Origin of the sequence: Roseateles chitinivorans (assembly GCF_050632145.1) — a bacterium.
Taxonomy (GTDB): domain Bacteria; phylum Pseudomonadota; class Gammaproteobacteria; order Burkholderiales; family Burkholderiaceae_C; genus Roseateles; species Roseateles chitinivorans_B.
Genome location: NZ_CP192577.1, coordinates 2,951,248 through 2,977,941, shown reverse-complemented (window position 1 = coordinate 2,977,941; position 26,694 = coordinate 2,951,248). Strand labels below are relative to the sequence as shown.

The 26,694-nt window shown below is 68.2% G+C and carries 28 protein-coding genes and 2 tRNA genes; 12 read left to right on the top strand and 18 right to left on the bottom strand.

The window, feature by feature from the left end; translation table 11 throughout:
- Positions 1-76 precede the first annotated feature (76 nt).
- Positions 77-400 carry a ferredoxin FdxA gene (gene fdxA / locus ACQ86G_RS13760; protein ID WP_416757927.1) on the top strand — a complete coding sequence of 108 codons (324 nt, stop codon included), beginning with the start codon at positions 77-79 and terminating at the stop codon, positions 398-400.
- Between the two features lie 53 nt (positions 401-453).
- Complete coding sequence (locus tag ACQ86G_RS13755; protein WP_431261072.1) at positions 454-1,557, top strand: NAD(P)/FAD-dependent oxidoreductase; 1,104 nt, start codon at positions 454-456, stop codon at positions 1,555-1,557.
- A gap of 172 nt (positions 1,558-1,729) precedes the next feature.
- Here the strand turns inward: ACQ86G_RS13755 and ACQ86G_RS13750 are convergent, their stop codons facing one another.
- From ACQ86G_RS13750 to ACQ86G_RS13740, 3 genes are all read right to left on the bottom strand, one after another.
- Positions 1,730-3,481, bottom strand: coding sequence for a flotillin family protein (locus ACQ86G_RS13750; RefSeq protein WP_431261071.1), 1,752 nt, complete (start codon positions 3,479-3,481; stop codon positions 1,730-1,732).
- Between the two features lie 134 nt (positions 3,482-3,615).
- Entirely contained in the window at positions 3,616-4,242 is a 627-nt protein-coding gene (locus tag ACQ86G_RS13745; RefSeq protein ID WP_431261070.1) for a YqiJ family protein, read from the bottom strand.
- The gene (locus tag ACQ86G_RS13740) at positions 4,239-5,408 is read right to left on the bottom strand and encodes a PspA/IM30 family protein (protein WP_431261069.1); all 1,170 of its coding nucleotides are present in this window, start codon (positions 5,406-5,408) and stop codon (positions 4,239-4,241) included. The genes ACQ86G_RS13745 and ACQ86G_RS13740 overlap by 4 nt, the downstream gene beginning before the upstream one ends.
- Positions 5,409-5,763: 355 nt before the next feature.
- On the opposite strand from ACQ86G_RS13740, the gene ACQ86G_RS13735 reads away from it, so the two are divergent.
- Genes ACQ86G_RS13735 through ACQ86G_RS13725 form a run of 3 tightly spaced genes read left to right on the top strand, consistent with a single transcriptional unit; the run spans position 5,764 to position 7,097 of the window.
- On the top strand, positions 5,764-6,099 hold the full coding sequence (locus ACQ86G_RS13735; protein WP_431261068.1) for a hypothetical protein: 336 nt from the start codon (positions 5,764-5,766) through the stop codon (positions 6,097-6,099).
- A gap of 2 nt (positions 6,100-6,101) precedes the next feature.
- Positions 6,102-6,653 (top strand): DUF7716 domain-containing protein, encoded by a 552-nt coding sequence (locus ACQ86G_RS13730; protein WP_431261067.1) that lies wholly within the window; start codon positions 6,102-6,104, stop codon positions 6,651-6,653.
- 3 nt (positions 6,654-6,656) lie between these two features.
- Positions 6,657-7,097 (top strand): hypothetical protein, encoded by a 441-nt coding sequence (locus ACQ86G_RS13725; RefSeq protein WP_431261066.1) that lies wholly within the window; start codon positions 6,657-6,659, stop codon positions 7,095-7,097.
- Here ACQ86G_RS13725 and ACQ86G_RS13720 read toward each other — a convergent pair.
- The 10 genes from ACQ86G_RS13720 to ACQ86G_RS13675 form a co-directional block, all read right to left on the bottom strand.
- The gene (locus ACQ86G_RS13720; RefSeq protein WP_431261065.1) at positions 7,074-7,310 is read right to left on the bottom strand and encodes a hypothetical protein; all 237 of its coding nucleotides are present in this window, start codon (positions 7,308-7,310) and stop codon (positions 7,074-7,076) included. The genes ACQ86G_RS13725 and ACQ86G_RS13720 overlap by 24 nt on opposite strands.
- 16 nt (positions 7,311-7,326) lie before the next feature.
- Positions 7,327-8,868 (bottom strand): DHA2 family efflux MFS transporter permease subunit, encoded by a 1,542-nt coding sequence (locus ACQ86G_RS13715; protein WP_431261064.1) that lies wholly within the window; start codon positions 8,866-8,868, stop codon positions 7,327-7,329.
- 22 nt (positions 8,869-8,890) lie between these two features.
- Positions 8,891-10,087: an HlyD family efflux transporter periplasmic adaptor subunit gene (locus ACQ86G_RS13710; RefSeq protein WP_431261063.1), complete on the bottom strand. Its 1,197-nt coding sequence runs from the start codon at positions 10,085-10,087 to the stop codon at positions 8,891-8,893.
- A gap of 76 nt (positions 10,088-10,163) precedes the next feature.
- Complete coding sequence (locus ACQ86G_RS13705) at positions 10,164-11,660, bottom strand: efflux transporter outer membrane subunit (protein WP_431261062.1); 1,497 nt, start codon at positions 11,658-11,660, stop codon at positions 10,164-10,166.
- 148 nt (positions 11,661-11,808) lie between these two features.
- Positions 11,809-14,736, bottom strand: a complete 2,928-nt coding sequence (locus ACQ86G_RS13700; RefSeq protein WP_431261061.1) for an ATP-binding protein — start codon at positions 14,734-14,736, stop codon at positions 11,809-11,811.
- Positions 14,737-14,894: 158 nt separating this feature from the next.
- Entirely contained in the window at positions 14,895-15,149 is a 255-nt protein-coding gene (locus ACQ86G_RS13695) for a hypothetical protein (protein ID WP_431261060.1), read from the bottom strand.
- 207 nt (positions 15,150-15,356) lie between these two features.
- Positions 15,357-15,689, bottom strand: a complete 333-nt coding sequence (locus ACQ86G_RS13690; RefSeq protein WP_431261059.1) for a DUF4148 domain-containing protein — start codon at positions 15,687-15,689, stop codon at positions 15,357-15,359.
- A gap of 250 nt (positions 15,690-15,939) precedes the next feature.
- Positions 15,940-16,194, bottom strand: coding sequence for a hypothetical protein (locus tag ACQ86G_RS13685; protein ID WP_431261058.1), 255 nt, complete (start codon positions 16,192-16,194; stop codon positions 15,940-15,942).
- A 205-nt stretch (positions 16,195-16,399) separates the two neighbouring features.
- On the bottom strand, positions 16,400-16,729 hold the full coding sequence (locus ACQ86G_RS13680) for a DUF4148 domain-containing protein (RefSeq protein ID WP_431261057.1): 330 nt from the start codon (positions 16,727-16,729) through the stop codon (positions 16,400-16,402).
- 259 nt (positions 16,730-16,988) lie between these two features.
- Complete coding sequence (locus ACQ86G_RS13675) at positions 16,989-17,240, bottom strand: hypothetical protein (protein ID WP_431261056.1); 252 nt, start codon at positions 17,238-17,240, stop codon at positions 16,989-16,991.
- Between the two features lie 447 nt (positions 17,241-17,687).
- On the opposite strand from ACQ86G_RS13675, the gene ACQ86G_RS13670 reads away from it, so the two are divergent.
- The 3 genes from ACQ86G_RS13670 (at position 17,688) to ACQ86G_RS13660 (ending at position 20,201) form a co-directional block, all read left to right on the top strand.
- A complete protein-coding gene (locus tag ACQ86G_RS13670; protein ID WP_431261055.1) occupies positions 17,688-19,910 on the top strand; it encodes a TonB-dependent siderophore receptor in 2,223 nt (740 codons plus the stop codon).
- 36 nt (positions 19,911-19,946) lie between these two features.
- A tRNA-Asn gene (locus ACQ86G_RS13665) sits at positions 19,947-20,022 on the top strand.
- 103 nt (positions 20,023-20,125) lie between these two features.
- A tRNA-Asn gene (locus ACQ86G_RS13660) sits at positions 20,126-20,201 on the top strand.
- A 61-nt stretch (positions 20,202-20,262) separates the two neighbouring features.
- On the opposite strand, the gene ACQ86G_RS13655 is transcribed toward ACQ86G_RS13660, so the two are convergent.
- Positions 20,263-20,955 (bottom strand): hypothetical protein, encoded by a 693-nt coding sequence (locus tag ACQ86G_RS13655; RefSeq protein ID WP_431261054.1) that lies wholly within the window; start codon positions 20,953-20,955, stop codon positions 20,263-20,265.
- A gap of 336 nt (positions 20,956-21,291) precedes the next feature.
- Here ACQ86G_RS13655 and ACQ86G_RS13650 point away from each other — a divergent pair, with 336 nt between their 5' ends.
- The 4 genes from ACQ86G_RS13650 (at position 21,292) to ACQ86G_RS13635 (ending at position 23,846) form a co-directional block, all read left to right on the top strand.
- A complete protein-coding gene (locus ACQ86G_RS13650; RefSeq protein ID WP_431261053.1) occupies positions 21,292-21,864 on the top strand; it encodes a hypothetical protein in 573 nt (190 codons plus the stop codon).
- A 17-nt stretch (positions 21,865-21,881) separates the two neighbouring features.
- Entirely contained in the window at positions 21,882-22,355 is a 474-nt protein-coding gene (locus ACQ86G_RS13645; protein WP_431261052.1) for a hypothetical protein, read from the top strand.
- 108 nt (positions 22,356-22,463) lie between these two features.
- Positions 22,464-23,078, top strand: a complete 615-nt coding sequence (locus ACQ86G_RS13640) for a DUF4124 domain-containing protein (RefSeq protein ID WP_431261051.1) — start codon at positions 22,464-22,466, stop codon at positions 23,076-23,078.
- Positions 23,079-23,156: 78 nt separating this feature from the next.
- Positions 23,157-23,846, top strand: a complete 690-nt coding sequence (locus ACQ86G_RS13635) for a hypothetical protein (RefSeq protein WP_431261050.1) — start codon at positions 23,157-23,159, stop codon at positions 23,844-23,846.
- A 20-nt stretch (positions 23,847-23,866) separates the two neighbouring features.
- On the opposite strand, the gene ACQ86G_RS13630 is transcribed toward ACQ86G_RS13635, so the two are convergent.
- From ACQ86G_RS13630 to ACQ86G_RS13615, 4 genes are all read right to left on the bottom strand, one after another.
- Complete coding sequence (locus ACQ86G_RS13630; protein ID WP_431261049.1) at positions 23,867-24,496, bottom strand: hypothetical protein; 630 nt, start codon at positions 24,494-24,496, stop codon at positions 23,867-23,869.
- A 52-nt stretch (positions 24,497-24,548) separates the two neighbouring features.
- Positions 24,549-25,310 (bottom strand): YoaK family protein, encoded by a 762-nt coding sequence (locus ACQ86G_RS13625; RefSeq protein ID WP_431261048.1) that lies wholly within the window; start codon positions 25,308-25,310, stop codon positions 24,549-24,551.
- Between the two features lie 89 nt (positions 25,311-25,399).
- Positions 25,400-25,792 (bottom strand): response regulator, encoded by a 393-nt coding sequence (locus ACQ86G_RS13620; protein ID WP_431261047.1) that lies wholly within the window; start codon positions 25,790-25,792, stop codon positions 25,400-25,402.
- A gap of 48 nt (positions 25,793-25,840) precedes the next feature.
- Positions 25,841-26,587: a sulfite exporter TauE/SafE family protein gene (locus ACQ86G_RS13615; protein ID WP_431261046.1), complete on the bottom strand. Its 747-nt coding sequence runs from the start codon at positions 26,585-26,587 to the stop codon at positions 25,841-25,843.
- Between the last annotated feature and the right edge of the window lie 107 nt (positions 26,588-26,694).

The following is a 26,694-nucleotide window of genomic DNA, read 5'->3' as shown; positions in this document are numbered from 1 at the left end:
CACCGTCCACGGACCGCCAGGGGATCGCTGATTTCAGAGGGGCCGCCTGCCGGTCTCCGTCACTAGAAGAGCCGCTATGACCCACGTCGTCACCGAAGCCTGCATTCGCTGCAAATACACCGACTGCGTCGATGTCTGTCCCGTCGACTGCTTCCGCGAAGGTCCGAACTTCCTGACCATCGACCCCGATGAGTGCATCGACTGCGCGGTCTGCATCCCGGAGTGCCCGGTGAACGCGATCATGCCGGAGGAGGACGTGCCCGGCGATCAGCAGATCATGATCAAGCTGAATGCCGACCTGGCGAAGAAGTGGCCCAGCATCACCAAGCGCAAGGCCGCACTCCCGGACGCCGAGGAGTGGAAGGACAAGACGGGCAAGATCGATCAGCTGGTCCGCTGACCGATCCCCTCATCCCGCGGCGCCGGACCCTGCCGGCGGCCGCCCCTACAAGAATGGAAACGCAAGTGACTGAATCGACCTCCGCCCCGCACGCGGGCGTGATCGAAACCGACGCCGTCATCGTCGGCGCTGGCCCGGTGGGCCTGTTCCAGGTGTTCGAACTGGGCCTGCTCGAGATCAAGGCCCACATCATCGACTCGCTGGCCTATCCCGGCGGTCAATGCATCGAGCTCTACCCGGACAAGCCGATCTACGACATCCCGGCGCTGCCGGTGGTGACGGGCAAGGAGCTGACCGACAACCTGATGAAGCAGATCGAGCCGTTCGGCGCGACCTTCCATCTGGGCCAGGAAGTCACGACGGTCGAGAAGCAGGAGGATGGTCGTTTCTTCGTCGCGACGAGCAAGGGCACGCAGTTCCTGACCAAGACCATCTTCATCGCGGGCGGCGTGGGCTCGTTCCAGCCGCGCACGCTGAAGGTCGACGGCATCGACAAGTACGAGGGCTCGCAGGTCCACTACCGGGTGCGCAACCCGTCGCAGTTCGCCGGCAAGAACCTGGTGATCATCGGCGGCGGCGACTCGGCGCTGGACTGGGCGCTGAACTTCTGCGGCGGCAACGCCGACGGCAACCCGCACAAGGCGGAGAGCGTGATCCTGGTGCACCGCCGCGACGGCTTCCGTGCCGCGCCGGCCTCGGTGGCCAAGATGCGCGAGCTGTGCGACGCCTACGAGATGCAGTTCATCGTCGGTCAGGTCGCCGACCTGGACGAGGGCGAGGATTCGCTCAAGGGCCTGAAGATCACCGGCGGCGACGGCGTCACGCGCGTGGTGCCGGCCGACCAGGTGCTGGTGTTCTTCGGCCTGTCGCCGAAGCTGGGCCCGATCGCCGAGTGGGGCCTGTCGCTGGAGAAGAAGCAGATCCAGGTCGACACCGAGAAGTTCCAGACCAACGTGCCGGGCATCTTCGCGGTGGGTGACATCAACACCTACCCGGGCAAGAAGAAGCTGATCCTGTCGGGCTTCCACGAAGCCGCGCTGGCGGCCTTCGGCGCGATGCCGATCATCAACCCGGAAAAGCGCGTCCACCTGCAGTACACGACCACCAGCCCGAAGCTGCACAAGGTGCTGGGCGTCGAGACGCCGAACTTCGACTGAGCTGCGCCTCGCGGGACCGCGGGTCCCCGACAGAACGAAAGCCCGCTTGGCGATGCCAGCGGGCTTTTTTGTTGCTGCCCGGCAGTGCGCGATCGATCCAGCGACCGGTCCAGCGGTCGATCCACCGCGCAAGCTGACGAGCGGGCGCGCCGCGAAGGCGCGCCGCGCTCGATCAGGCGTGCGGGCCTTCGATCGCCGGCTTCGCGGCGTGCGGCACCGCCGCGCCATGGCCCGGCGAGAGCATGCCGGCCAACGTCTGCGCCACACCGGTGATGCCTTCGTTGGACAGCCCCGCGTCCTTCATCACCGCGTCGACGATGGGCTTGGCGATCTGATACTGCAGCGCCGAGTTCATCACCTGCTCGGGGAAGGTCGCGCCGCCGGCCGCGCCATGGCCGCCCTGGCCGCCCTGGCCGTTTGCCGCTCCCGCGCCGTCGCCGCCCCCGCCCGGCATGCCGTTGACCTGGAAGATGCGGATCGAGTCGATCTTCTCCATCGGACGCACGGCCTGCTCCAGGATGTGGGGCAGCTGCTGCAGCAGCATCGTGCGGACCTGCAGGTCGATCTGAGCGGCCGACAACGTGTTCAGCGCCTCGTTGATCGCGCGGCGGCCTTCGGCCTCCGCCAGCGCCGCCGCCTGCTTGGCCGTGGCTTCGATCGTCAGCGCCTCGGCGCGGTCCAGCGCGGCTTCCTTCTCGGCGGAAGCCGACACGCGGACCGCGATGGCCAGCTGCTCGGCTTCCTTCGAGGCCTCGATCAGCTGGATGCTCTTCTCCCGCTCCGCCACCGCGACCTGACGTGCCGTGTTCACGAGTTCCTCGGCCTTCACGGCTTCAGAGCGCGCCAGGTTGGCGGCCGCGTCCGCATCGGACTGCTCGCGCGACTTCGTCGCGATCGCGATCTGCGTGTCCTGACGCGCCATCTCGACCTGCTTGCGCTGCTCGGCGCGCTGCATCTCGGTCTTGCGCTCGAGCTCGATCTCGCGGGTCTGGATGGCCAGGTTCTTCTCGATCTCCGCCGCCTTGATCTCGCGATCGGCCTCGATGCGCTTCTGGCTCACCTGACGTTCGGCCTCGATCTTGGCGGCCTCGGCCTGGCGGGTGCGCTCGGCCTGCTGGGACGCGATCAACGCGACCTGCTCCGCGCGGGTGATCTCGATCTCGCGGTGCTGCGCGAGGCTCGCGAACTCCTGGTCCTTGTCGATCGTCAGCTTCTGGCGCGTGGCATCCAGGTTCTTGGTCCGGACCTGCACCTCGGTGTCCTGCTCGACGTCGTTGCGCTGCTTGCGGCGCGCCTCGGTCTGCTCGGTCAGCCGCGTCAGGCCCTCCGCATCGAAGGCGTTGTTCGGATTGAAGAACTGCTTGTCCGTCTGGTCCAGGCTGGTCAGCGAGACCGACTCCAGCTCCAGGCCGTTCTTCTCCAGGTCTTCGGCGACGGCGTTCTGCACGGCCTGCACGAAGTCGCGGCGCTTGTCCTGCAACTCCTGGATCGACATCGTCGCGGCGGTCGCGCGCAGCGAGTCGACGAACTTGTCCTCGACCAGCGCCTTGAGCTCGTTCGGGCTCAGCGTGCGGGCGCCCAGCGTCTGGGCGGCGATGCTCACGGCTTCCTCCGTCTGCTTGACGCGGACGAAGAACGCGGCGGTCACGTCGACGCGCATGCGGTCGCGGGTGATCAGGCTCTCGCGCTCGCGGCGCACGACCTCGAGCTTGAGCGTGTTCATGTTGACCAGCACGCGCTCGTGGAAGACCGGCAGCACGATCGCGCCGCCGTCCATGATCACTTTCTGGCCGCCGAGACCGGTACGGACGAAGGCGGTTTCCTTCGTCGAGCGCTTGTAGAGACGCGCGAAGATGATGCCGATCGTGAGCAGCGCCAGCAGGGCGATGCCGGAGATGACCAGCAGCTCGATCAGGTTGTCCATGGACTGTTTGCTCCCTCGATGAAACTTGAAATTCGACTTGGAAATCGACGTCGACTTTGAATTCGGATAGGCCGGTGGATCCGGCGTTCTGGAAAGGTGGAACGTGCCGGGCGTTCGTTGCGGCGGACGGCGGTCTACATCAGCGTCGGATGCGGGTTGTGGATGCAGCGGTAGAAGGCGCCGACCTTGCTGACGATGAGCACCTGCACGCCTTCCTCGAAGACCTCGTCGTCGACGTCGGGCTCGACCATCAGGTAGTGCGACCGGCCGTGCACGTCCTTGACCCGCGCCTGCGCGGCGAGGCCGCGGCGGGCGGCCCCGGTCACGACGACACCGACCCGGCCGACGAGGCTCTGCTCGCTGATGGCGCTGGTCTCGTCCTGCGGGATGATGTGCGCGACCAGCGCGCCCAGGCCGCGGACGGTGGCCAGTCCGGCAGGCACGGCGGCGATGCCGGCCGCCACGGCCGGCAGGTAGCCGCCGAACAGCCCGTTCATCACGACCTGCAGGCTGTAGCCGAAGACCGTGTAGCCGGTCAGGAACAGCAGCAGCAGCACGAGCGCCGGCACTTTGCCCAGGTGCAGCCAGCCGAGCACGCGGTCGAGGCCGGAGTCGCCATGGACTTCAGGCAGCCAGTCGTCGATCAGGTTGCTCGGGCTGAACGAGATCAGCATGCCCGCGCCCTCGACGAGCGCGACACCGACGATCAACGCGAACCCGATGCCGAACGGCAGGTTCTGCGGCGCGGTGAACAGGCTCATGACTTCGTGGCCTTCAGTTGCGCCATGCGCTCGGCGATCTTGTTGTCGCGGACGAGGTCGTCCAGCTCCTTCAACTGGGCGGCCTGCTGCAGGCTGTTCTGGCGCGCGGTGCCGGCCAGGCCGGTCTGGCGTTCGTAGACGCGGTCGAAGGCGTCGGTGACCTTGCCGATGCGATGGGCGGCACCGGCGGCGCTGCCGGTGCCCGCAGGCGCCGTGGTGGCGGCAGCGGCGGCGCGGCTCCTGCGGAATTCGGCGAGCGCGTCCTGCATCTCGCGTTTCTTGGCCAGCAAGGCGGCGACGAAGCCGGTCAGCTCGTTTTCCTGGCGGGCGTGCTCGGCGAGCGTGGTCTCCAGCACGGGCAGCTGCGCCTCGATGTCGAGCTGACGGGCGACCGCGGCGCGGGCGAGGTCGTCACGACCGGCGGTCATCGCCTCGTCGATCTGCGACGACAGCGATGCGTGCAGCTGGTTGAGGTTGGCATGCTGGCGCTGCGACAGGTGCCGGTTGGCGGAGACGGTGCCCAGTTCGTGGCGCACGTCGTCGATGACGGCATCGGCCTCGCGGATGGCCTGCTCCATCGTAGCTTCGGGGGCCTGGTCCTCGATGCGATCGAGGAGCGCATGGACGCCGCCGGCGATCACGCGGCCGACGCGGGTCTTCAGGGAGTCGGTCATCTCAGTTGCCTTTCGAGAGCGGAGCGGATTGCAGGGGTGGGCGAGTGCCAGCGTGGTGCCCAGGTGACGGCGCACGACCTGCGGGTCGTAGGCGGAGGCGGTGAGCGGCGTGCCCTGTCTGAGCAGCGTCTCACTCAGCGCGGCGGCCCGGCGCACCAGCGCTTCCTCGAACTTGCGGGCCTCGTCGGCGTCGGCGGGCGCCTGGCTGATGGCCAGCGCGAGCGCGCCCACGAAGTGGTCGAGCAGCAGGCTGACGACTTCGGAATGCTGGCCTGAATCGTTCTCGACCCGGACCAGCGACTCCCGGAGCCGCGCCGTCAGGTCGCGGGTCCAGGCATGGGCGGTCACGTAGTCGAAGGCGCCGTCGTGCTGCCGCTTGAGCTGGCCGAGCAGCACGCGGAGCTTGTCGCTGTTGGTGGCCGCGCCTTCGACCTGCAGCTGCGACAGCCAGAAGTAGAGATCGCTCGGGACGCGGGCCGACAGGGGCTCCATGGTGGGGGGCGAACTGCTCGGGGTCATGTCGGGGGCTGGAAAGCGTTGGGACGAGACCAGTGTATTCATCTGAATTCACTCGTCAACAACCGGGTTCCGCCGCATTTCCTGGCGACTCCTCAGATTTTTCCGAAGGCCTCTTGCCGCTCCGAGAGCGGAGTGGACCGGGCGAGGGGACGGCAGTCAATCACCCTCCCCCATTGGTGGGAGAGCACGGCCTCGCGCCTCTACCGACCACCCCTGCCGTTTGAACTCGCGCACCCGCCCGGCTCTGCCAGGACACCTCACCGGATGACAGAAAATCCCCGCCAGACCCGCGTCCTGCGGGCGCTTTCTTGTGAGGGAGAAGAGACCGATGCCATCCACATTCAACGGGACCGGGACGAAGTACGTCGGTGAGCGAGAGCACGATCGCGGCGGCCGCTACATCACGACGAAGTGGATCGTCCTCCTCGGACTGCCGCTGGTGCCGCTGAGCTCATGGCGCGTCTTTCCGCCTCATGACGGCGCCCCGCAGGATCATTCGCATCTGCTCAGCAGCGGCGCCAGCCTCACGGAACAGTCCGTCGCCGCAGAACCCGTGCCGCTGAACTGGCGACAGGTGGCGAACGTTTACGCGATCGTGATCCCGGTGATCGCCTTCCTGATCTGGGCGTTCTTCCGCCTGCTCCCGGGCGGCATAAAGTTCTAGCCATGTCGAGCTTGCGCATCTCCACCCTTCGCGAGGTCTTGCGCCAAGCGGCCGCAAGGACGCTGGAGGATGGTTGGCTGTACCTGAAGGAGCGGGACGGGATCACGCCCGATGCTTCCTGCCTCATGGTCTCCGATTCGGATGACTCTGGAGCCGAAGCGCTTCGCGCGGGCTTCCCCTATGAAGGTCTCGACAACTCCTTGCTGGAGGACACCGCCTACTGCGCGCGGAGGTTCGATCCGGATCCGACCGACGCGCTACTGCTCGAATCGTTCCTCTACTACTGGCGATTCGATGCTTGGCTGCCTCACCCCGGTGCGCCGGAACCGCTGCCACCAGACGAAGCGCAACGCATCACCGATCAAGAGTTCTTCGATCGACTCACCCCACGAAGCCATTTCATGGCTTGCCGCATCGCAGGGTGTGAACGCGGTGCGATCGAACACAGCGCGCTCTGCAACGTTCATCATTTCGAATCGATCTGGAAGCGGCCCTGCCCGTTTGCGCCGGCCGAGCTGAACGTCGCGCAGCCTGGACCATCAGTCGAAGGCTGACGGATGACGCTGCCCACAGTGCCTCGCGATCTCTGGACCCAGGACGGATCCCTGCGGGACGTCCTCATCCGCGAGGCCACCCTGCCCGACTGGGCCGCCCTTCTGGATCTGGCACGGCGCCACGCCTTCGACTATCAGGTGGATGGCGTGGCCATGGCGCTGCCCAGTGCGGAACGCATCTTCGCCAGTCGCGACGTCAGCCACCTCCTGAGGATCCGGATCGGACAGGCCGATCTCAACTGCCTGTTCTATCTGCACGACGAGATCGAGCTGGACATCGATCCGCGACAGGTCGTCGAGCTGGAGACGCATCAGGCGCTGCTGGGCTTTCTGGCGGATCTCGCCACCGCCACCGGCAAGACCGTCGACATCACCGAAGAAAACGCGCCGGAGTTCGTTCTGCTCCGATTCGATCCGACCTCAGCGCGCTGGCACAGCCCCTGATGCCGCAGGAGCGGCAGCGTCATCTCCCGCGTTCTCCAACTCCCGCGCCAGCCCTTCCATCAACGACGCTGCATCGTCGAAATCGAACACCCGCCCGGTGGCCAGGTTCTCGATCCTTCCGCTCACCGCGCCTCGCGCCGGATCGGCCTGACGATCGAGCTTGAGGACGTAGTGCCGGCGCGCCGGGTGCTGCGGATCCTGGGTCAGGGTCATGACCGCCCTTCTGCGCTCAGTGGCCGGCTTCGCTCATCGCCACCGCACGGGTGGGTCGCGGTGCGAGCCAGATGACGAAGGCCGAGAACATGAACAGCGCCGCCACGATCCACAGGATCTGGTTGGTGGCGAGCATCACGCTCTGACCCGTGAGCAGGTTGTCGAGCATCGCGTTGCGCGCGTCCGGCGCCAGCCCCAGACCGGTGAGCGAGCGCATCATCTCCCCCGAGCGGTCCAGCGACCCGACCAGGTCCGCATGGATCGCCGTGGTGCGGTTCTCCCAGCTCGTGGTGACCAGCGAGGTCGCCACCGCGCCGGCCAGCGTGCGCATGAAGTTCTGCAGCCCGGCAGCCGACGCGGTCTCGTGCGGCTCGACGCTGCCCAGCGAGAGCGCCGTGAGCGGCACGAAGAAGAACGGCATGCCGATGCCCATCAGCAGCAGCGGGAGGGCGATCTGCCAGTAGCCCATCTGCGTGGTGCCCACCGTGCGCAGCATCATCACGCCGCCCAGCCAGGCCAGTCCGAAGAACACCAGCGGACGCGGATCCATCCTGCCCGCGAGCTTGCCGGCGATCGGCGCCGCCGCGACCGCCAGCACGCCGGACCAGGCCGTCGCCAGGCCGGCCCAGGTCGACGTGTAGCCCATGAAGCTCTGCAGCCACAGCGGCGTGAGCACGTTGGCGCCGAACATCGCGCCGAAGCCCAAGGCGATCGTCAGCACGCCGACGGCGAAGCCGCGATGCCGGAACACCCGCAGGTCGACGATCGGATAGGGCTCGGTCAGCTCCCAGATCAGGAAGGCCACGAAGCCGACCGCGGCGACCACCGCCAGCGCGATGATCTCGTTGGACTCGAACCAGTCCTTCTCCTTGCCCAGGTCCAGCATCAGCTGCAGCGCGCCGACGAAGACGATCAGCAGCAGCAGGCCCACGCGGTCGATCGGCTTGCGTTCCAGCGGCGTCTCGTAGCGGCGCAGCAGCCGCGCCGCGATCGGCGCCACGGCGAGGGCGATCGGCACGTTGATGAAGAAGATCAGCGGCCACGAGAACGCGTCGCAGAGCCAGCCGCCCAGGATGGGCCCGAGGATGGGCGCGACCAGCGTCGTCATCGCCCACAGCGCCATCGCGCTGCCGGCCTTCTCCTTCGGGAACACGCGCAGCAGGAGCGTCTGCGACAGCGGCATCAGCGAGCCGCCCGACAGGCCTTGCAGCACGCGGCCGGTGACCAGCAGGCCGAGCGTCGGCGAGAGCCCGCACAGCGCCGAGCACAGGCCGAACAGCACCATCGCCGTCGAGAACACGCGCACCGCGCCGAAGCGGCCGGCGATCCAGCCGGTGAGCGGCACGATGCAGGCCTCGGCCACGGCGTACGAGGTGATGACCCAGGTCCCCTGGCTGGAACTGATGCCGAGGCTGCCCGCGATGTCGGGCACGGAGACGTTGGCGATGGTCATGTCCAGCACCGCGATGAAGTTCGCGGCGGCCAGGACGATGGCGGCAAGCCACAACTGCCCGCCCTCGAGCGGACGGTCGTTGGCGGAAAGGACGGCGGCGGTCATGACGCGACTCCTGGACGGCCGCTCACTCGGCGCGCGTGTCGACGGTGGCGCTCATCGACAGGCCGACCTGCAGCGGCCGCTCGGCGAGCTCGCGCGGATCCAGCGCGATGCGCACCGGCACGCGCTGCACGACCTTGATCCAGTTGCCGGTCGCGTTCTGCGCCGGGATCGCGGCGAAGGCCGAGCCCGTGCCGCCGGACAGGCCCTGGACGGTGCCGTGATAGACGACCGCGCGGCCGTAGAGGTCGGACTCGATCTCGACGCGCTGGCCGATGCGGACCTTGTCGAGCTGCCCTTCCTTGAAGTTGGCGTCGACGTGCACCTGGCCGATGGGGACGATGCTCAGCAGCGGCGAGCCTGCGGCGACCTGCTGACCCAGCTGCACCGCGCGCCGGGCGACGACGCCGTCCACCGGTGCCCGCACCACCATGCGTTCGAGGTTGACGCGGGCCTGGTCGCGCCGGGCACGAGCCAGCGCGACCTCGGGGTTGGTGTCCTCGCTGGCGCCGGCGATCAACGTGGCATTCGCCTCGCGCTGGCCGACGGCCGCAACGCGGTTGGCGGAGGTCTGCGCGGCGGCGGCTTTCGCGGCGGCGAGCGCGGCGCTCGCGGTCTGGAAGGCGTTGCGGGCGCGGGTGATCTCATCGGCCGAGACGGAGCCCGAATCCGCGAGCGCCTCACGCCGCTGCAGGTCGACGCGGGCGCGCTCGAGGTCCGCGGCGGCGGAGGCGAGTTGCGCTTCCGCGCGGGTGCGATCGGAGTCGCGCGCCGAGATCTGCGCGGCGAGGCTGGCATCGTTGGCGACGTAGCCTCGCACGCGACGCTGGGCGCGGCCGAGCTCGGCCTCGGCCTGGTCCAGCGCGAGGCGGGCATCGGTGTCGTCGAGCACGACCAGCACGTCGCCACGCTTCACGGCCTGCGTGTCGGCGACGCGCACGTCGCGCACGATGCCGCCGACGAAGGGCGTGACCTGCGCGGTCTCGGCGGCGGTGTAGGCGTTGTCGGTGCTGACGTAGCGCGACGCGAAGAAGTGCTCGTAGGCAAAGACACCTGCGGCCCCGGCGACGACGGTCAGCGCGAGCACGGTGAACAGCTTGCGGCGGGTCTCCGGGCGGGCTGGTGCGGCGGGAGCCGCGTGGGCGGGCTCCTTGACGGCGTGCAGATGCTGTGACTGATGTTGAGGCTGATGCGGCTGGGCATCGAAGACGGCTTCGGTCATGGGGGGACTCGCTTTCTCTCTCGGGCTTCTTGTCGGGGGAACGGGTTCGGGCGCTGGCTCGGGCTCGGGCTCGGGTTCAGGATTTCGGCGGGGCGGTGTAGCCGCCGCCGAGCGCGCGCTTCAATGACACGTCGAGGGTGAAGGCGCGAGAACGCAAATCCGTCTGCGCGCGGCGGTTGGACAGCCAGGCGTCCTCGGCGGTGAGGACTTCCAGGTAGGTGGACAGGCCGCCGGTGTAGCGGCGCTGCTGGATCTCCCAGGCCTCTCGCGCGGCGTCGACGCCGGCATCGGTGCTGGCGAGTTCGCCGCCGAGGGATCGTGTGCTGGCGGCGATGTCGGCCACTTCCTGCAGCGCCTGCACGACAGCCTGGTCGTAGCTGGCGACGGCGGCATCGGCGTCGGCGCGGGCGCCGCGGAACTGGCCGCGCAGCCGGCCGCCGTCGAAGATCGGCAGCGAGATCGCCGGGCCGATGCTGCCGGTGAAGGCGCCGCCATCGGTCAGCTTGGACAAACCCAGCGACTGCATGCCGGCGAAGGCCGTGAGGTTCACGTCGGGATAGAACGCCGCCTTGGCGGAGTCGACGCGACCGAGCGCGGCTTCGACACGCCGTCGCGCGGCGACGATGTCGGGGCGACGGCCCAGCAGCTGCGCGGGCAGGCGCTCCGGCAGGCCGAGCTCGCGCGCGACGTCCAGTTGCGGCCGGATGAGCGCAAGGCCGCGATCAGGCCCGGCGCCGGTCAGCGCCGCGAGGCGATGGCGCTGCAACGTGAGCTGCTCGCGGGCTGACAGCAGGTCGGCTTCGGCCATCGCGCGCCGCGCCTCGACCTGACGCACGCTGCCGAGCGTCTCCAGCCCGTTCTCGCGGCGCATGCGGAACAGCTCGACCGTCTTCTCGCGCACGGCCAACGCGGCCTCGGCGGTGTCCTGCACGGCCCAGAGCCGGGCGAATTCGGCGTAGCCCGAGGCCACGGACGCGGCCAGCATCAGCCGCGCCTGCGCGGCGTCGGCCTTCGCCGCTTCGGCGTCGGACAGCGCCGCGGCCAGTGCCGCGCGGTTGCGCCCCCAGAAGTCCAGGTCCCAGGAGAAATCCAGTGTCGCGCGACCGTAGTCCTTCCAGCCTTCGGGCACGGCGGCGCGCGGCGTCAGGTACTCGTAGCTCTGCTTCTGCCCGGTGATCGAGGCGTTGCCGCGCAGCTGCGGCCGGTCGGCGGCGCGGGAGGTCTGCACGGTGGCCTCCGCCCGTGCCAGACGAGCCTGGGCGGTGGCGATCGACGGCGAGCCGACGAGGGCCTCGTCGATCAGCTGGTCGAGCTGCTGGTCGCCGTAAGCGCGCCACCAGGCGTCGGACGGCCAATCGGAGGGGCGGCCCGGTCGGCCGCCAGCGCCTGCGACGTCGCGTAGCCGTCGACCGGTCGCGGGAGGGTGAGCGGCGGCACGTCGGGCAGCGCGGCGCAGGCGGCCAACGCGAGCGCCACGGCCGAGACCAGCGCAGGGCGAGCGAAGCGTCGAAGGCAGGGGGACATCGTCTTTTCTCCAGGTCGTCACGGTCGGCGCGGAAGGCGCGAAAACCATGGACTGAAGCGTAGGGACGACGGTCCGGGAAGTCGTTCAGGAACGGTCGGGGAACGGTCTGGAAATGGTCAGGATCGCTGTCGGGATCAGGGTCTGGTGCAGGTCGACGCCCGGGCTGAGACCCGGTTCATGAGAGGGGCCGGAGTGCTCAGACGCGTGCCGCCAGCAACGCGTCGGTCCGCGCCAGCACCGGCCAGGGCAGCACGTCGCGCCAGCGTGAGCGGATGTCCCGCAGGGCGTCGAGGTCGGCGTCCGTCGCGTCCGGGAGCTCGCAGAGCGCCAGCCGGGCGACGAGCTCCGCCGCCAGCGCGCCCTGCTCGGCCGCGATGCGGGCCGAGGTCTCGGCGGCGACGCGCGCGCCGGCGTGATCGCCTTCGCGCGCGGCCAGGGCGGCGCGCGAGACCCACAGGTCGGGCAGATGAAGCGTCTCGCCCAACCGCTCGGCCATCTCGAAGCCGTCCGCCAGATGGCGCCGCGCCGCGTCCAACTGGCCGGCGGCCAGCGCCGCGTCGACGGCCATCCGCCGCAGCCCTGAGGCCTCGAACCAGGCGCCGGTCGCCGCGTGGGCGGCGCAGCCCGCCTCCACCTCTCGCAAGCCTTCCGCCGGCTCGCCGGTGAAGGCCCGCGCCCAGCCGAGCATCGCCAGGCTCGGACCTTCGCCCTGCCCCAGCTGGTGCTCGCGCACCAGCTCGCGCATGCGCAGCGTGCGGGCCAGCACCTCCTCGGCCCGATCGAAACGGACGTCGACGATGCTGGCGCATCTCGCCGTGAAGCCGCGCATCACCGGCAGTCCGATCTTCGTGGCGTGAGCCACCGCGGCGGCGGCCCACTGTCCGGCGGTCTCGGCGTTGCCGACGCAGGCGTGGGCGACCGCGCCGACGCCCAGCGCCAGCGCGGACGGATCGTGGAGCACGGTCGGCGGCAGACGCGGATGGCCCAGCGCCTCGGTAAGCGCCCGCGCTTCCTGCGCCAGCGGCAGCACCTCGCGCAGCCGCCCCCGCTGCAGCAGCGTGACGGCGAGCGACACCGCACCCGCCGCGCGCAGCAGATCGTCGTCGAAGGCGTCGGCAGCCGCGCGCAGCCGCAGCGACATCGCCTCGGCCTGCAGGTACTCGCCGCTGGCGATGAACATCCAGACCAGGCCGGTCATCACCCAGGCGCGCGGCTTGGTCGGCGGCAGCATCTCGCAGAGCGCGGCGCAGCGGAGGTAGGCGTCGCGCCCCTCCGGCGTCGTCACGCCCGTGGACTGCGCGAGCGACGCACCGCGCATCTGCTGCAGCGCCAGCTCAGCCACACAGCGGGGCTCGCCTTCGGGGCAGCGGTCGAGCAAGGCCAGGCCGCGCGTGGCGAGCAGCAGCGCCTCGCGCGGCGCGAAGCGCTTGAGCGCCCGTTCCCCCGCCGCCACGTAGGCGCCCATGGCGGCGAGCGCCTCCAGTCCGCGCTCGTGGTGCAGCGCGAGCGCGGCGGCGAAGGCCTCGATCCGGTCGGCGCGCAACTGCGCGAGCGCCGCGGCGGCCCGCCGATGCAGCCCGACACGCGTCGACGGCGCGATCCGCTGATACAGCGCCTGCCGGTACAGCGCATGGCGGAACGCGAAGCGCGCCTCCAGCGTCCCGTCGGCAAGCGTCTCCAGCACGGACGGTGCCAGCCAGGCCTGACGCCGGACCAGCTCGTCGCAGTGCGCCGCCACGGCTTCGGCGTCGAGCCCCAGCATCGCGGCGACGATCGAGCACTCGAACTCGACACCGCACACGGCGGCCGCTTCCAGCAATGCGGCGGCTTCCGGCGCAAGCCGGGCGCGCTGGCGTTCGATGACACCCGCGAGCGAATCCGGCACGGGCCAGTCGTCGGAGGACGCCGCGTCGCCCGACGCCGCGGCGAGCTCGTCGATCGCATTGGCGACGAACAGCGGCAGCCCGTCCGTCTGGCGGTGCAGACGCCGCACGTGCGCCTCGTCGGCGACGAGGCCGGGCCGGTGGCGCGCGAGGTAGACGGCGAGTTCCGCCTCGCTGAACGGCTCGAGGAGCAGTTCCTCGCAGAGCTTGCGGGCGCGCAGTTCGTGGCGCAGGCCGTTGAGCGGATGCTCGTGGGCGACGAGCTCGGGCGTCCGGTAGGTCGCGATCCACATCAGGCGAGCGGACGGTCGACGCCGGGCGACGTGATCGATCAGGCGGACGGTGGCCTCGTCGCACCAGTGGAGATCCTCGGTGACCAGCAGCAGCGGCCGCACGGCGGTGAGCTGTTCCACGAGCTCGGAGAACTCGCGCAGCATGCGGTCCTGGGTCGAGTTCGCCAGGCCGGCCTGCAGTCGTTCCTGCTCGTCGCGGTCGATGAGCCAGGGCAGCTGCAGCAGCCAGGTCGGCGCGACGCGGCGCAGCAGCGCGATGAGCGAGTCGTCCGTCCGCGCAAGCCCGGCGAGCGCGTCCAGCACGGGCAGGTAGGGCTCGCCCTCGCCGACCTGTTCGATGCACTGGCCGTGCGCGGTGGCCGCGTCGCCCAGCGTGGCGACGAAGGCGTCGATCATGGCGGTCTTGCCGATGCCGGCTTCGCCGGCGACGCAGCACAGCTGGCGCTGTCCGCCCGAGGCGCGTGTCCAGGCGGCGCGCAGGCGGGCCAGTTCGGCGTCACGGCCGATGAGATCGGAAGACGACGCGATCGCCGGCACGATCGACGGCGGGTCCGGGTCCGGGTCCAGGCTCGGGCCTGGGCCTGGGCCTGGGCCTGGGCCTGGGGCCGAGCCTCCGACGTCGCCATCGAGTCGTCCGATGAAACGATAGCCCCGGCGCGAGGCCGTCTCGACCCAGCGCGGGCTCTTGGCATCGTCGCCGAGGGCGGCGCGCAGCTCGCTGATGGTCGTCTTGAGGACCGATTCGCTGACGTGCCGATGGCCCCAGACGGCGTCGAGCAAGGCGTCCTTGGTGACGAGCTGGCCGGCGTTGCGCAGCAGTGCCGCGAGCACGCCGAAGGCCTTGGGCGCCAGCGCGACGGCCTGCCCGTCGGCCAGCAGCCGCGCATCCGCCTCATCGAAGGCGAAGGGGCCGAAGCGCAGCGACAGAGGGGCTCGGGGATCGTCCATGGCGGCGGAATTATCGACCTGCCCGGACGCGCGCGCAGGACCACGATCAGGGCTCGACGGAAAGCAGAACGCCCGGCACGGGCCGGGCGTTTCCTGGGAGCGGCAGAGGCAGTGTCAGCCGGAGGCTCGCTCCATCGATACAGCGCAACCGTCAGGACTTACTGGGCCGAAGCGATCTGGACGGCGTCAGCCGAGGTGTCGCGGCGACCGGTGATGTAGACGGTCGGCAGCTGTTCGCGCTTCACGGTGATCACCACCGGGTCGAGCGTGACGATCGAGGCGCGCAGTTCGCGCTGGCCTTCGGCGTGGGCGATGCCCAGGCCCAGCACCACGGCAGCCACGGCGCCGAAGAGGACGGCCTTGACGGTGGTGTGGGTGGCGGAAGAAATCTGAAGGCGGGCGGTGTGGGTCATGTCGTTCTCCTGAGGCGGTTTGCTGTGTCGATGGAGTCAGTGTCGTCATCGAACCGGCTGCTTGCGAGCGTCAGGAGACGAAGCTGCACGGCGACGGCGTGAACTGCATCAGCGGCGGACAAACGGAGAGCGTCATCAGGCGCCGTCAGCCGGAAACGCCGCCAGGACCTGTGTCCTGACGGCGTCGATCGGGGACGGATTCAAGGCTCAGCGGGCGGACACGCCTTCGACGACGGCGCCCTTGCCTTCCTTGGCGGCGAAGCGCTGCACCAGTTCGGCGTACTTCGGCGAGGACTTCAGCTCGGCGTAACGGGCCTCGGCCTTGGCGCGCTGGGTGGCGTTCAGCGCGAAGTCTTCGGTGCGGTCGACGGCGGCCAGGCCGGACTCGCGGTAGATCTGCAGATCGGCCAGGACTTCGGCGCGGCTCTTCTGGCTCTGCGTGATCGGGTCGAGGTGGCTGTAGCTCTGTGCGAAGACCGGCGAGGCGGCGGCCGACAGGGCGACCAGGGCGGTGGCGATCAGGGTCTTGGTGGTGGTCATGATGATTCCTTGGAGAGCGGTAGAGGGTGGTGTCTGGTATCGAGGCCGGCTTCGTCTGCCGTTGACTGAACAATAGAAGCCGGCCCGCTCTCCATAAATACGGGCGCAAGCAATGGACGGATGCAGGGGGAGCAACAATCCGGTCGGACGTTCAAATGCAAAACGCCCGGCAAAGGCCGGGCGTTGGGGGAAGCGGCAGAGGGATGTCAGCCGGAGGCTCGCTCCATCGATACAGCGCAACCGTCAGGGCTTACTGGGCCGAAGCGATCTGGACGGCGTCAGCCGAGGTGTCGCGGCGACCGGTGATGTAGACGGTCGGCAGCTGTTCGCGCTTCACGGTGATCACCACCGGGTCGAGCGTGACGATCGAGGCGCGCATCTCGCGCTGGCCTTCGGCGTGGGCGATGCCCAGGCCCAGCACCACGGCGGCCACGGCGCCGAAGAGGACGGCCTTGACGGTGGTGTGGGTGGCGGAAGAAATCTGAAGGCGGGCGGTGTGGGTCATGTCGTTCTCCTGAGGCGGTTTGCTGTGTCGATGGAGTCAGTGTCGTCATCGAACCGGCTGCTTGCGAGCGTCAGGAGACGAAGCTGCACGGCGGCGGCGTGAACTGCATCAGCGGCGGACAAACGGAGAGCGCCTTCCCGCGTGCTCGATGAGAAACGCCGCCGGGACATGCGTCCGGGCGGCGCTCCAGGGGCTGGATCGGGGCTCAGCGGGCGGACACGCCTTCCGTGACCGCGCCCTTGCCTTCCTTGGCGGCGAAGCGCTGCACCACGGCGGCGTACCTCGGCGAGGCCTTCAGCTCAGCGTAGCGGGCTTCCGCCTTGGCGCGCTGGTTCAGCTCCAGCGAGGTGTCTTCCGTGCGGTCGACGGCGGCCAGGCCCGACTCCCGGTAGATCTCCAGGTCAGCCAGCACTTCGGCCCGGCTCTTCTGGCCCTGCGTGATCGGGTCGAGGTGGCTGTAGCTCTGCGCGAAGGCCGGCACGGCCGCGGCGGACAGGGCGATCAGGGCGGTGGCGATCAGGGTCTTGGCGGTCATGATGGTGTCCTTTGAGAGAGCGGTGGATCGGGGTGTCTGGGGTCTTGGGCCGGCTTCGTTTGCCGATGACTGAAGGTTAGGTGCGGGGCCCGTCTGGATAAACGGCCCGCGTCGCAATGGGCCGTTGTGATCGCCGCAACAATCGCCGGCGCGCTCCACAAAGCAAGACGCCCGGCATGAGCCGGGCGTCTTGCATGGGAGCGAACCGAAGGGCGTCAGTCCGTGGATCGCTCCACCGATACAGCGCGACCTGGGACGTTCACTCGGCCGAGGCGACTTGCGTGTCGATCGCGTCAGCGCTGCGGCGGCCGGTGATGTACACGGTCGGCAGCTGCTCGCGCTTGACGCTGATCACGACCGGATCCAGCGTGACGATCGAGGCGCGCATCTCGCGTTGGCCTTGTGCATGAGCGAATCCCAGACCCAGGGCCAGCGCCGCGATGGCACCGAAGGCGACGGCCTTGACGGTGGTGTTGGTGGCGGAAGTGATGCTGAGGCGGGTGGCGTTCATGTCGATCTCCTGAAGGCGTTTGCTGTGTCGATGGAGTCAGTGTCGTCATCGACCGGGCCACTTGCGAGCGCCAGGAGACGAAGCTGCACGGCGGCGGCGTGAACTGCATCCGTGACGGACAAACGGAGCGACGCACGCAGCGAAGCAGGTCTGGCCGGAAATGCGGGGAATTGATGCTCGACTAGAATCACCATCGCTCGCCGGCTCGTCCGGCGAGCTTCGCTAGGGGTGCTGCGCCGTCGATCCGTCGACAACGCGGCTGAGAAAGTCCCTTTGAACCTGATCGGCGGCTTCGGCCGCCAGGCCCGCGGGAGTGATCTTGCGGGCCCGAGGTAATCCTCGCGCAGGGAAGCATGCCTTCGACACGCCTCGTGTCCCGCACGCCGCCTTCTCATCGGCGTGCCCGGTTTGCCGACCTGCCATCGCATTTCTGGCTTCGGCACATCGATGGCAACTTCGTCCGCTCTGAATTCCTTCCCGCTGCACCGGCTCGCGATCGCGCTGATCGCCGGCGGCGTCTCGCTGCACGCCGCCGCGCAGTCGACCGACTCGCCGGCCAACGCATCGGCCAACGCGCAGACCGCCTCCCCCGCCCTGCCCAGCGTCGTCGTCAAGGGCAAGTCCGACGCGCCGGTGATGGCCGGCGGCTTCGGCGACACGCCCGTCGCCAAGCTCCCGATGCAGGCCAGCATCGTCAGCGCCGAGCAGCTCGCCGACCGCGGCCTGTCCAACCTCGCCGGGCTCACGCTGCTCGACGCGAGCGTGGGCGACTCGTACAACTCCGCCGGCTACGTCTCCTATCTGAAGATCCGCGGCTACGACCTCGACAACCGCTTCAACTACCGCCGCGACGGGCTGCCGATCAACGCCGAGACCGCCCTGTCGCTCGCCAACAAGAGCAGCGTCGAAGCCATCAAGGGCACGACCGGCATCCAGGCCGGCACCAGCGCGCCGGGCGGGTTGGTCAACCTCGTCGTGAAGCGCCCGACGGTGGAGCTCACCAGCGTGCGCCTGGGCGTCAGCGAGCGCGGCACCATCGAGTCCGCGATGGACTGGAGCCGCCGCTTCGGCGACGGTCACGGCAACGACAAGGCCTTCGGCCTGCGCGTCAACGTCGAGGCGGCCAAGCTGCGCCCCGAGCTGCGCGACGCCGACGGCAACCGCTGGATGATGGCCGTCGCCGGCGACTGGCGCGTCACGCGCGACACGCTGGTCGAGGCCGAGGTCGAGATCAGCCGCCAGTCCCAGCCGAGCCAGCCCGGCTTCAGCCTGCTCGGCGACAAGCTGCCCGACGCGAAGGCCATCGATCCGCGCATCAACCTGAACAACCAGTCGTGGAGCCAGCCGGTGGTCTTCGAAGGCCGCACCGCCTCGCTGCGCGTGCAGCATCAGCTGACCGCCGACTGGAAGCTGCAGGCGCACGCGGCGATCCAGCGCCTGGTGAACGACGACCGCCTCGCCTACCCGTTCGGCTGCACGGCCGGCGACGGCACGTACTACCCGAGCACCTACTGCCCCGACGGCACCTTCGACCAATACGACTTCCGCAGCGACAACGAACATCGCAACAGCGAGGCGCTCGACCTGTCGGCGCAGGGCAAGCTGAGTCTGCTGGGCATCGAGCATCAGGTGTCGACGGGCGTGCTGTTCTCGCGCTACAAGAGCCGGCTGCAGGGCCAGGCCTACAACTGGGCGGGCACCGGCAACATCGACGGCACGTTGCCGACAGTGGCCGACCCCACGCTGGGGGCCACCAACACGGACCGCACCGAGCGCGGCACAGAGCTTTATCTCCGCGACGCTGTCCAGTTCAGCGAGCGCTGGCAGGGTTGGCTCGGCGTGCGCCACACCCGCCTGAAACGCGACAGCGTCGCCGTCGGACCGCAGCCGGGTCAGGTCGGCGATGCGAATCCGTACTCGCAGTCGTTCACGACGCCCTGGCTGGGCGTGAGCTATGCGATCGATCCGCAACTGCTCGCGTACGCGAGTTGGGGTCAGGGCATCGAATCGGTGGTGACGCCGAACCTGCCCATCTATGTCCACCCGAGCCAGGTGCTGCCCGCGCTGCGCAGCCGGCAATGGGAGATCGGTCTGAAGTCGGGCAGCCGCACGGTGGACTGGTCGATCAACTACTTCGACATCAGCAAGCCGACGACGAACGACGTGACGCTGACGGTGAACAACGTCGACCGGCTCGAACGCCGCATTGACGGTGAGCAGAACCACCGCGGCGTGGAAGCGCAGGCGGATCTGAAGTGGACGGGCGGCGGCCTGATGGCGAGCGCGATGAAGCTGCACGCGCGCCGGGAGGGCAGCGAGGACGCGACGCTCAACGGCCTGAAGCCGACGAACGTGCCGGAGACGGTGCTGAAGCTGCAGGCGCGGCAGGGTGCCGGCCTTCCCGGCCTGGAGCTGCAGGCGGGTGTCGTCTACGAAGGCAAGCGCATGGTGGTGCCCGACAACTCGGTGGCGATCCCCAGTTGGACGCGCCTGGACCTGGGCGCGCGCTACGAGCAGAACGTCGGACGGCAACTGCTGATCTGGCGCGTCGGCGTGGACAACGTGACGGACCGCCGGGCGTGGCGCGAGTCGCCCTATCAGTACGGGCACGTGTACCTGTATCCGCTCGCCAATCGCACGTGGCGTGCATCGGTGGAGTGGGTCTTGTGAAGGTCTGATTTTTCTGTGTATACTCTTAGGCTCTGATCCCCGATAGCTCAGTCGGTAGAGCGCCGGACTGTTAATCCGTAGGTCCCTGGTTCGAGCCCAGGTCGGGGAGCCAAGATCAGATAACGAAGGTCTTCGGACCTTCGTTCTTTTTCAGCCAGAGTCCGACCGAAGACGCTGGCCCAAGAATTCAGATCGATTGGATCTGAGCAGACTTTTCCTCGATAGCTCAGTCGGTAGAGCGCCGGACTGTTAATCCGTAGGTCCCTGGTTCGAGCCCAGGTCGAGGAGCCAAAATTGAAGCCCCATTCGCGAAAGCGAGTGGGGCTTTTTCTTTGGGTCGTTGCGACTTGAACTATTCAAGCGGCGTCGAAGTCAGACGCGAGGCGAGAATCTCCAAGGAGCGACCGCCACGGTAGTTGCCAGGGTCGCTTGGTGGACCGCCTCGCGGGTTGTCATACGCAGCCCACGAGGTCGCAATCAGCTCTTTGAATGAGACCTTGCCCTCAAGCTGCTTGTTGACGTCCTTGAAGTTGTACAGGGTGCTTCTGCCCGTGTCGCCATTCATTGCCGTGTACGGCGGATTGTCTTCAGACGTCTCCAGGTAGACCTCAGCCGCGCGCATGTAACTCCCGACGGCACCGACGAGCGCTTGATCGCTGTTGAGTCGAGCTTCCATGTAGCGCTTGTCATCGGGATCGATGTCGCCCGTGACCTTGAGCTTGCCGTCCTTGATGGTGACGTCCCAATCCGATTTCGCGAGGTCCGGACGAGCCAGCGAAAGATTCTTCTGGAACTTCTTCAACCGATCTTCAATGGTCCTGATGCTGTCGTCGGACGCCAGCATGGGGCCAGAGACGTGCCTCATGGTCCGCTCGTAAAGCGCCTGGTGCTCCTCTGAGTCCGGGGCCGAGTACGTCAGGGTGACCATCGTGGATGAGTTGTAGCGCCCATCCGCTTCAGCCTGCACGACAGCCGGTGGCGATGAAGAGGCGCCAGCGGCTCGCGCGTACGGGGTCGCGGAGCTCGGCAGGCTGGTGACATTCATTGTTTTCTCCCTCGCCACAAGCGCTGCTGGGCGTTCAAGAGGTCTTCGGCCAAGGCCATGCGCTCTTGAGACCGCCTTTCGGGGGAGGGTGTTAGCGCATCGACGAACGAACTCTCACGGATCTTGGCCTTAGGTGGGGCCCAGCGCTCGGCATCTCTGGATTGCTAATCCGTAGGTCCCTAGTTCGAGCCGAGGTCGAGGAGCCAAAATTGAAGCCCCATTAGCGAAAGCGAGTGGGGCTTTTTCTTTGCAACACAGCCTGCCGCTGCTGACCTTGGTCACCTTCCTGGTCCCCTCCGATGAAGAGAATCCTCGCCATCTCCGGACAGACCCACGATGGACGACAGAAAACAGCCCACCCCGCAGGTCGAGCAGCAACTCTGGGCGCTCGCCGATCGATTCGACCGCCTCTTGCGTGCTGCCTCATCGCCGCAGCAGCAGATCGACGTGGCGCGATCGATCCTGAAGGCGTTCGACGACATCGAAGCGGCCTACGTGCCTGATCAGATCTACATCCACAAGCGGCTGAACCTTCTGGAGACGGCGCTGGAGATTCTTCTGAAGCATCCCGACGCCGTCGATCAATCGACGTCGTGGGCCCTGGCGTTCGCCGCCGACGGCCTCGCGAGAATCCCCAAACGCTTCGCGAAGAACACGCCCTTTGGATCCGCGTGCACGGCGTTCTGGGAACGCGCGCACGAGGCGATCTACCGTCACCATCCGCAACGCACCGACGCCTGGGACGCCGCCTTCGAGGAGTTCTCAGCCGCGGTCATCAGCGCCAACCAGGCGCCGCGCACGCACAGCGAGGGATCATTGAAGTCGGCCAAGCGGCATAACGATCTCTTTGCCATCGGCAGGACCATGCCCTGGATGGCATTGATCAGCGTTTCGTCGCGATCGACATGAAGGAGGCATCACCACCCATGGGCGCGCTCCGATTCCTCTTCTCGGGAACCTTGCACTTCGTGGCGGTGGGCCCCCTGGTGGCCGCGATGGGCTTCATCGCCTACACAGGCTTCAATCTGGCCGACAACGCCTTTCCGCTCTTCTCGGTCACGCTGTTCAGCTACCTCATCGGTATTCCGTATGCACTCCTGTACGGATCCCTCTGCTGCCTCGTGCTACTCGCGGCGACCGCGGCCTGGCCCGGCCTTGCCCACGACAAACGCCCACTCACGCGATGCGCAGTGGCCATCGCCATCGGATTCGGCGTGACGTGCCTGCTGCAGGGCCTGCAGCACGTCCCCGCGCTTCTGCGAGGGGCCCTCACAGCCGACGAAGCATGGCAGAGGACCGATCTGGCGCTGGTGTTCGCCATCTACTTGAATCCCACGCTTGTGGCTGCGGGCTTCGTTGGATGGAAGCTGGTCCCGCGGTTGCGGCAGCCTCGCCCTTAAGACTTGAGCCAGCGTCGCCGGCTTGGGAATCGACGGATACCCTTCGCAACGTTTCAGGTCAACTGCGCGGGGCACCCGTGCGTTCGATGGGTTTCAGGGAGACACGACATGCACAAGATCCATCTGGCCGTCATCGGCGGACTGCTCGGCGTCTTCGCCGCGACCGGCGTCCATGCCCAGGTCTGGAAATGCACCACCGACGGCAAGACCCATTACTCGGACCAGCCCTGCGCGGCCAAGGGCGAGCAGATGAAGTCGCAGTCCTTGCAGAGCAACGTGATCGACACCTCGGCGGACAGAGCCGCCGCCGAGCGCTCACGGGCCGCGGCGGCCGAGCAGCAGGCAGGCGCCGCGCCAACCCCGGCGCCCGCCGCGCCCAGCAACACCTGCCCCTCCGACCGCGACATCACCGCGATGGAGACCAAGGCCAACTCCATCTCGCTGAGCGCGGACGCCAAGCGCTTCGTCCAGGACGAGATCCGTCGCGCGCGCCAATGCCAGAAAGGTCAGGGCAACTACAACGCTTCCGACTGGAACGTGAGCAAACAGGCGGTGGATGCGCAGAGCAGCCTGACCGGCGGCGCCGACGCCCGACGTCGCGCGGAGGCGATGCACAGCGCCGCCAATGCCGGTGAAGGCGACCGCATCGCGCGCCAGCGCGAGACCGAAGAGCGTGAAGCCCAGCGCCGGGCCCGGCAGGGCCAGACCTTGCGCGACCGCTGATCAACGGGGGCTGCGGGCTGACCTTGGTCACACGCCGCCGCACGCATACTGCCTGGCCGCCCACGCCTTCCGCTCCCGATGAACAGCGACACCCTCCACCTCGTGACCGAGGCCATGAACATCCGGAACCAGCGGGAACGCGCGTTCCGCGAAAAATACCATGCGTACCTCGTCGAGCAGAAGGGTCACAAAGGCAGCCTGGAGGAACATCTCCGTCTCTACGCCTCGCTGGGTGGATTCGGCCAGCCTTTGTCCGCCGATCTGATCGAACGTTTCCAGCCGGCCATCCCCTTCCCCGCCGAGCTCGTCGAGTTCTATCGCGAGCACGGCTCGTTGAATGGCGGCAATCGCCTGTCTCGATGGACACTCCTGGATCTCGCCGAGATGGAACGGGCGCGCGCCAGCGACTACCCCTACAGGCAGTTCCACTCCCTCGGCCTCGCCGACATGATCAACTACGTCTGGGGCAATGACCGCCCGGAAGTCGATCTGGACAGTGGCGATGCGATCTTCAGCCGGGAGCAGCTGGACCACCTCAACCAGAACTACCAGGTCGTGGGTTTCTGGACGGACATCGACGCCGGCGACGAGGCCCACTACTACATCTACTACGACCGGTCCGGTCGCTTCGGCCTGGCCTACCTGCATCAGGACGAGTGGGACATCTTCGACCTGCTCGAGGAGAGCGGCGCCCGCTACAGCTGGGATGAAGTGATCGTGGCCTCGCTGGCCAAGATCGAGGGTCCAGAGGACGAGTCGGAAGATTGAGCAGGGCCTTGCGGCCCGCCTCAGTGCGTCAACCGGCTCTTCCGCCAGGCGAGATAGCTGCCCAGCTCCGTGAACGGCAGGAAGCCCTCGTCATCGGGGTCGGCGGGCACTTCGCAGACTTCCACCAGATCGACGTCCGTCGCGGCCGCCTTCTCGCCGAGCGCCGTGTCCAGCATGATCAGCAGGCCGTTGGCGAACTCCTCTTCCTGGTCGTCGTTGAAGCCTTGGACGGCGATCCGAAGACCCAGCACCTCCGGCGCGTCGGGATCGACCAGCGGCTCGAACCAGATGCCGTCGGCGGCCAGTTCCAGGCCTTGATAGCGGATGCCGAAGTCGAAGCCCATCGGCGGCTTCAACGCCACGGGGATCCATCCCGGCAGCTCCGGCGCCACCGACACCATTGCCTCGACCAGCGGGAACAGCTCCCACTCGCCTTGCGCGGTGATCACCAGTTCCCGCTCGCCTTCGCCGGGCGCCGAGACCTCGAACCACAGGCCCTCGTTCAACGCCTGAAGCTGCGCGAGCAACTCGTCCCAGAACGGGTCGTCAGGCGATGCCATGGCGTCCAGGTCCGACTGGCGCGACACCAGCCAGGCCCAGAAGGCGTTGATCTTTTGAGGGTCGAGGTCGACGTCGAGGGGGTCTTGCATGTGGGGCTCCAGTGCGCCCGATTGTGCTTCGGCCGGAGGCGTCGCCGGCTGCTCAGCGCCCCCGCGTGAGCAGCCCCCGCCATCGGCCCCAATCCTTCGTCACCGGCGGCAAGGCCAGCACGAACAGCACCGCGGCGAGCGGCACCACGCACACGAACCCGAGGTGCTGGAATCCCAGCGCACCCGCCACGCCACCCAGCACGAACGCCGCCAGCAGCCCGCCCGCGCGCGTCGCCCGCTGCCGGTCGTGGCGCACCGCCGCGCGCTTCACCGACGGCTGCCGGTTCCAATAGAGCATCTTCCCGAGCTCCATGCCGAGGTCGGTGATGTTCCCCGTCATGTGCGTGGTGCGGATGCTCCCGCCCGAGGTCTTGGACCCCACCGCGTTCTGCAGACCCATGATGAAGGCCAGCAGCAGCACCGTCAGCGGCACCGCGAACGGCGTGTGCCAGGTCAGCGTGATCGCACCCATCAGGCCGAAGGGGAACAGCAGCGCCGCCTCCAGCATCAGCGGCAGCGCATAGACGCTGCGCAGGCCGTGCTGCCTCGCCCAGTTCACCAGCACCGCGCACACCGCCGCGCCGGCCAGGAAGGCCAGGATCGCCCCCAGCGCGTTCAGCACCAGCGTCCCCTGCCCCATCACCGCACCGTCCGCCAGCTGCGAGGCGAAGCCGGTCATGTGGGAGGTGTAGCGCTGCAGGATCAGGAACCCGCCCGCGTTCACCGCCCCCGCATTGAACGCGAGCAGCAGCCCCAGCGCCTGGTTCGTCGACGGCGCGCGGTGGCGGCTCGTCAGGTGCAGCAGTCGCCTCACGGCGCCTCCCGAGGTCGGTGACAGTGCGGACGATGATACGGGCGCGACCGCGCCGATCAAGCCGGTCGCCCGCCGCCCGCCGGCCACCCTCAGGGCATCGCCGGCTGCCCGTCGACCTTCGCGCCGTACTTCGTCAGCGTCGCATGCATGCGCTTGAAGTCGATCGGCTTGACGAAGTAGTCGTCGAAGATCAGGTCCTCGGCCGACTCGAAGTCCGTGTTCAGCGGCGTGCCGCTGACCGCGATCGCGATCAGCGCCGGCAGGCTGAGCTTCAGCCGCTTCGCCAGGTGCCGGCCGTCGGCGTCGGGCATGTCGATGTCGGTGATCAGGAGGTCGGGCTCCCACTTCAGCCCGATACCGATCGCCTCCAGCCCGCTGCGGGCCACCCGCAACTCGAAGTTGTAGACCGTGAGCAGCTCGCGCAGGAGATCCAGCGAATCCGGCTGGTCATCGGCGACCAGGACCTTGAGGCGTTCCGACATGGGCGTAAGGATGACAGTTTGGGCGGCGGTAGCAATCGGCGGGCCCGCTCAGCGGGACAGCAGGGCGGGGAGCGAGGACGACAGCAGCGCGACACCCGAAGCCGTCAGCAGCCCCAGCACGATCTGGCGGAAGCGCTGGTCGGAGATGCCGTGGTACAGCCGTCCGCCGAGCAGCGTCGGCACCAGCATCGCCGGCGCGACGACGCCGAACAGCGGCAGCATCTCGCTCGTCACCACGCCCGTGGACAGATAGACCGCCATCGTCACGGCCAGCGCCGAGAGGTTGAAGTTCTGGATGATCGAGCGCTGCTCGTCCTTGGGGAGTCCGCGCAGCGTGCACCACAGCGTCGGCACCGTTCCGGTGAATCCGCCGAGGCCGCCCATCACCCCGCCGACCGCACCGACCACGCCGTCGGCCACGCGCCCGCCGAACTGGACGCGCGGCAGCCGGGCCGCCATCAGCATCGCCGGACACCAGACCACGAGCAGCCCGCCGAGGACGGCCTTGAACATCTGGAGGTCGAGCAGCGGCAGCAGCGCCGTGCCGATCGGCACGCCGACCAGTCCGCCGACCAGGAACGGCACCAGCCGCCGCCAGTCGAAGCCGCGGCGCACCGTCACCGCCGCGATGATCTGGCCGGTGAGCGAGCCGAAGACCGCCAGCGCGGCCGCCAGGCGCGGGTCCAGCGTCCAGGCCCAGAAGGACATCGCGGTCAGTCCGAATCCGAAGCCCGACAGGCCCTGGACGAAGCCGGCGCAGACGGCGCCCAGGATCACGATGCCGAGAGAGTCCATGTCGTGCGATTGGAGGATGGTGCAGCCGGTAAATCCGTGGTCGGGGCTGCGGCGCATTCTTCCATCGGACGGAAGCGAGCGTACGATGGAACGGTTCTTGAAAGCGC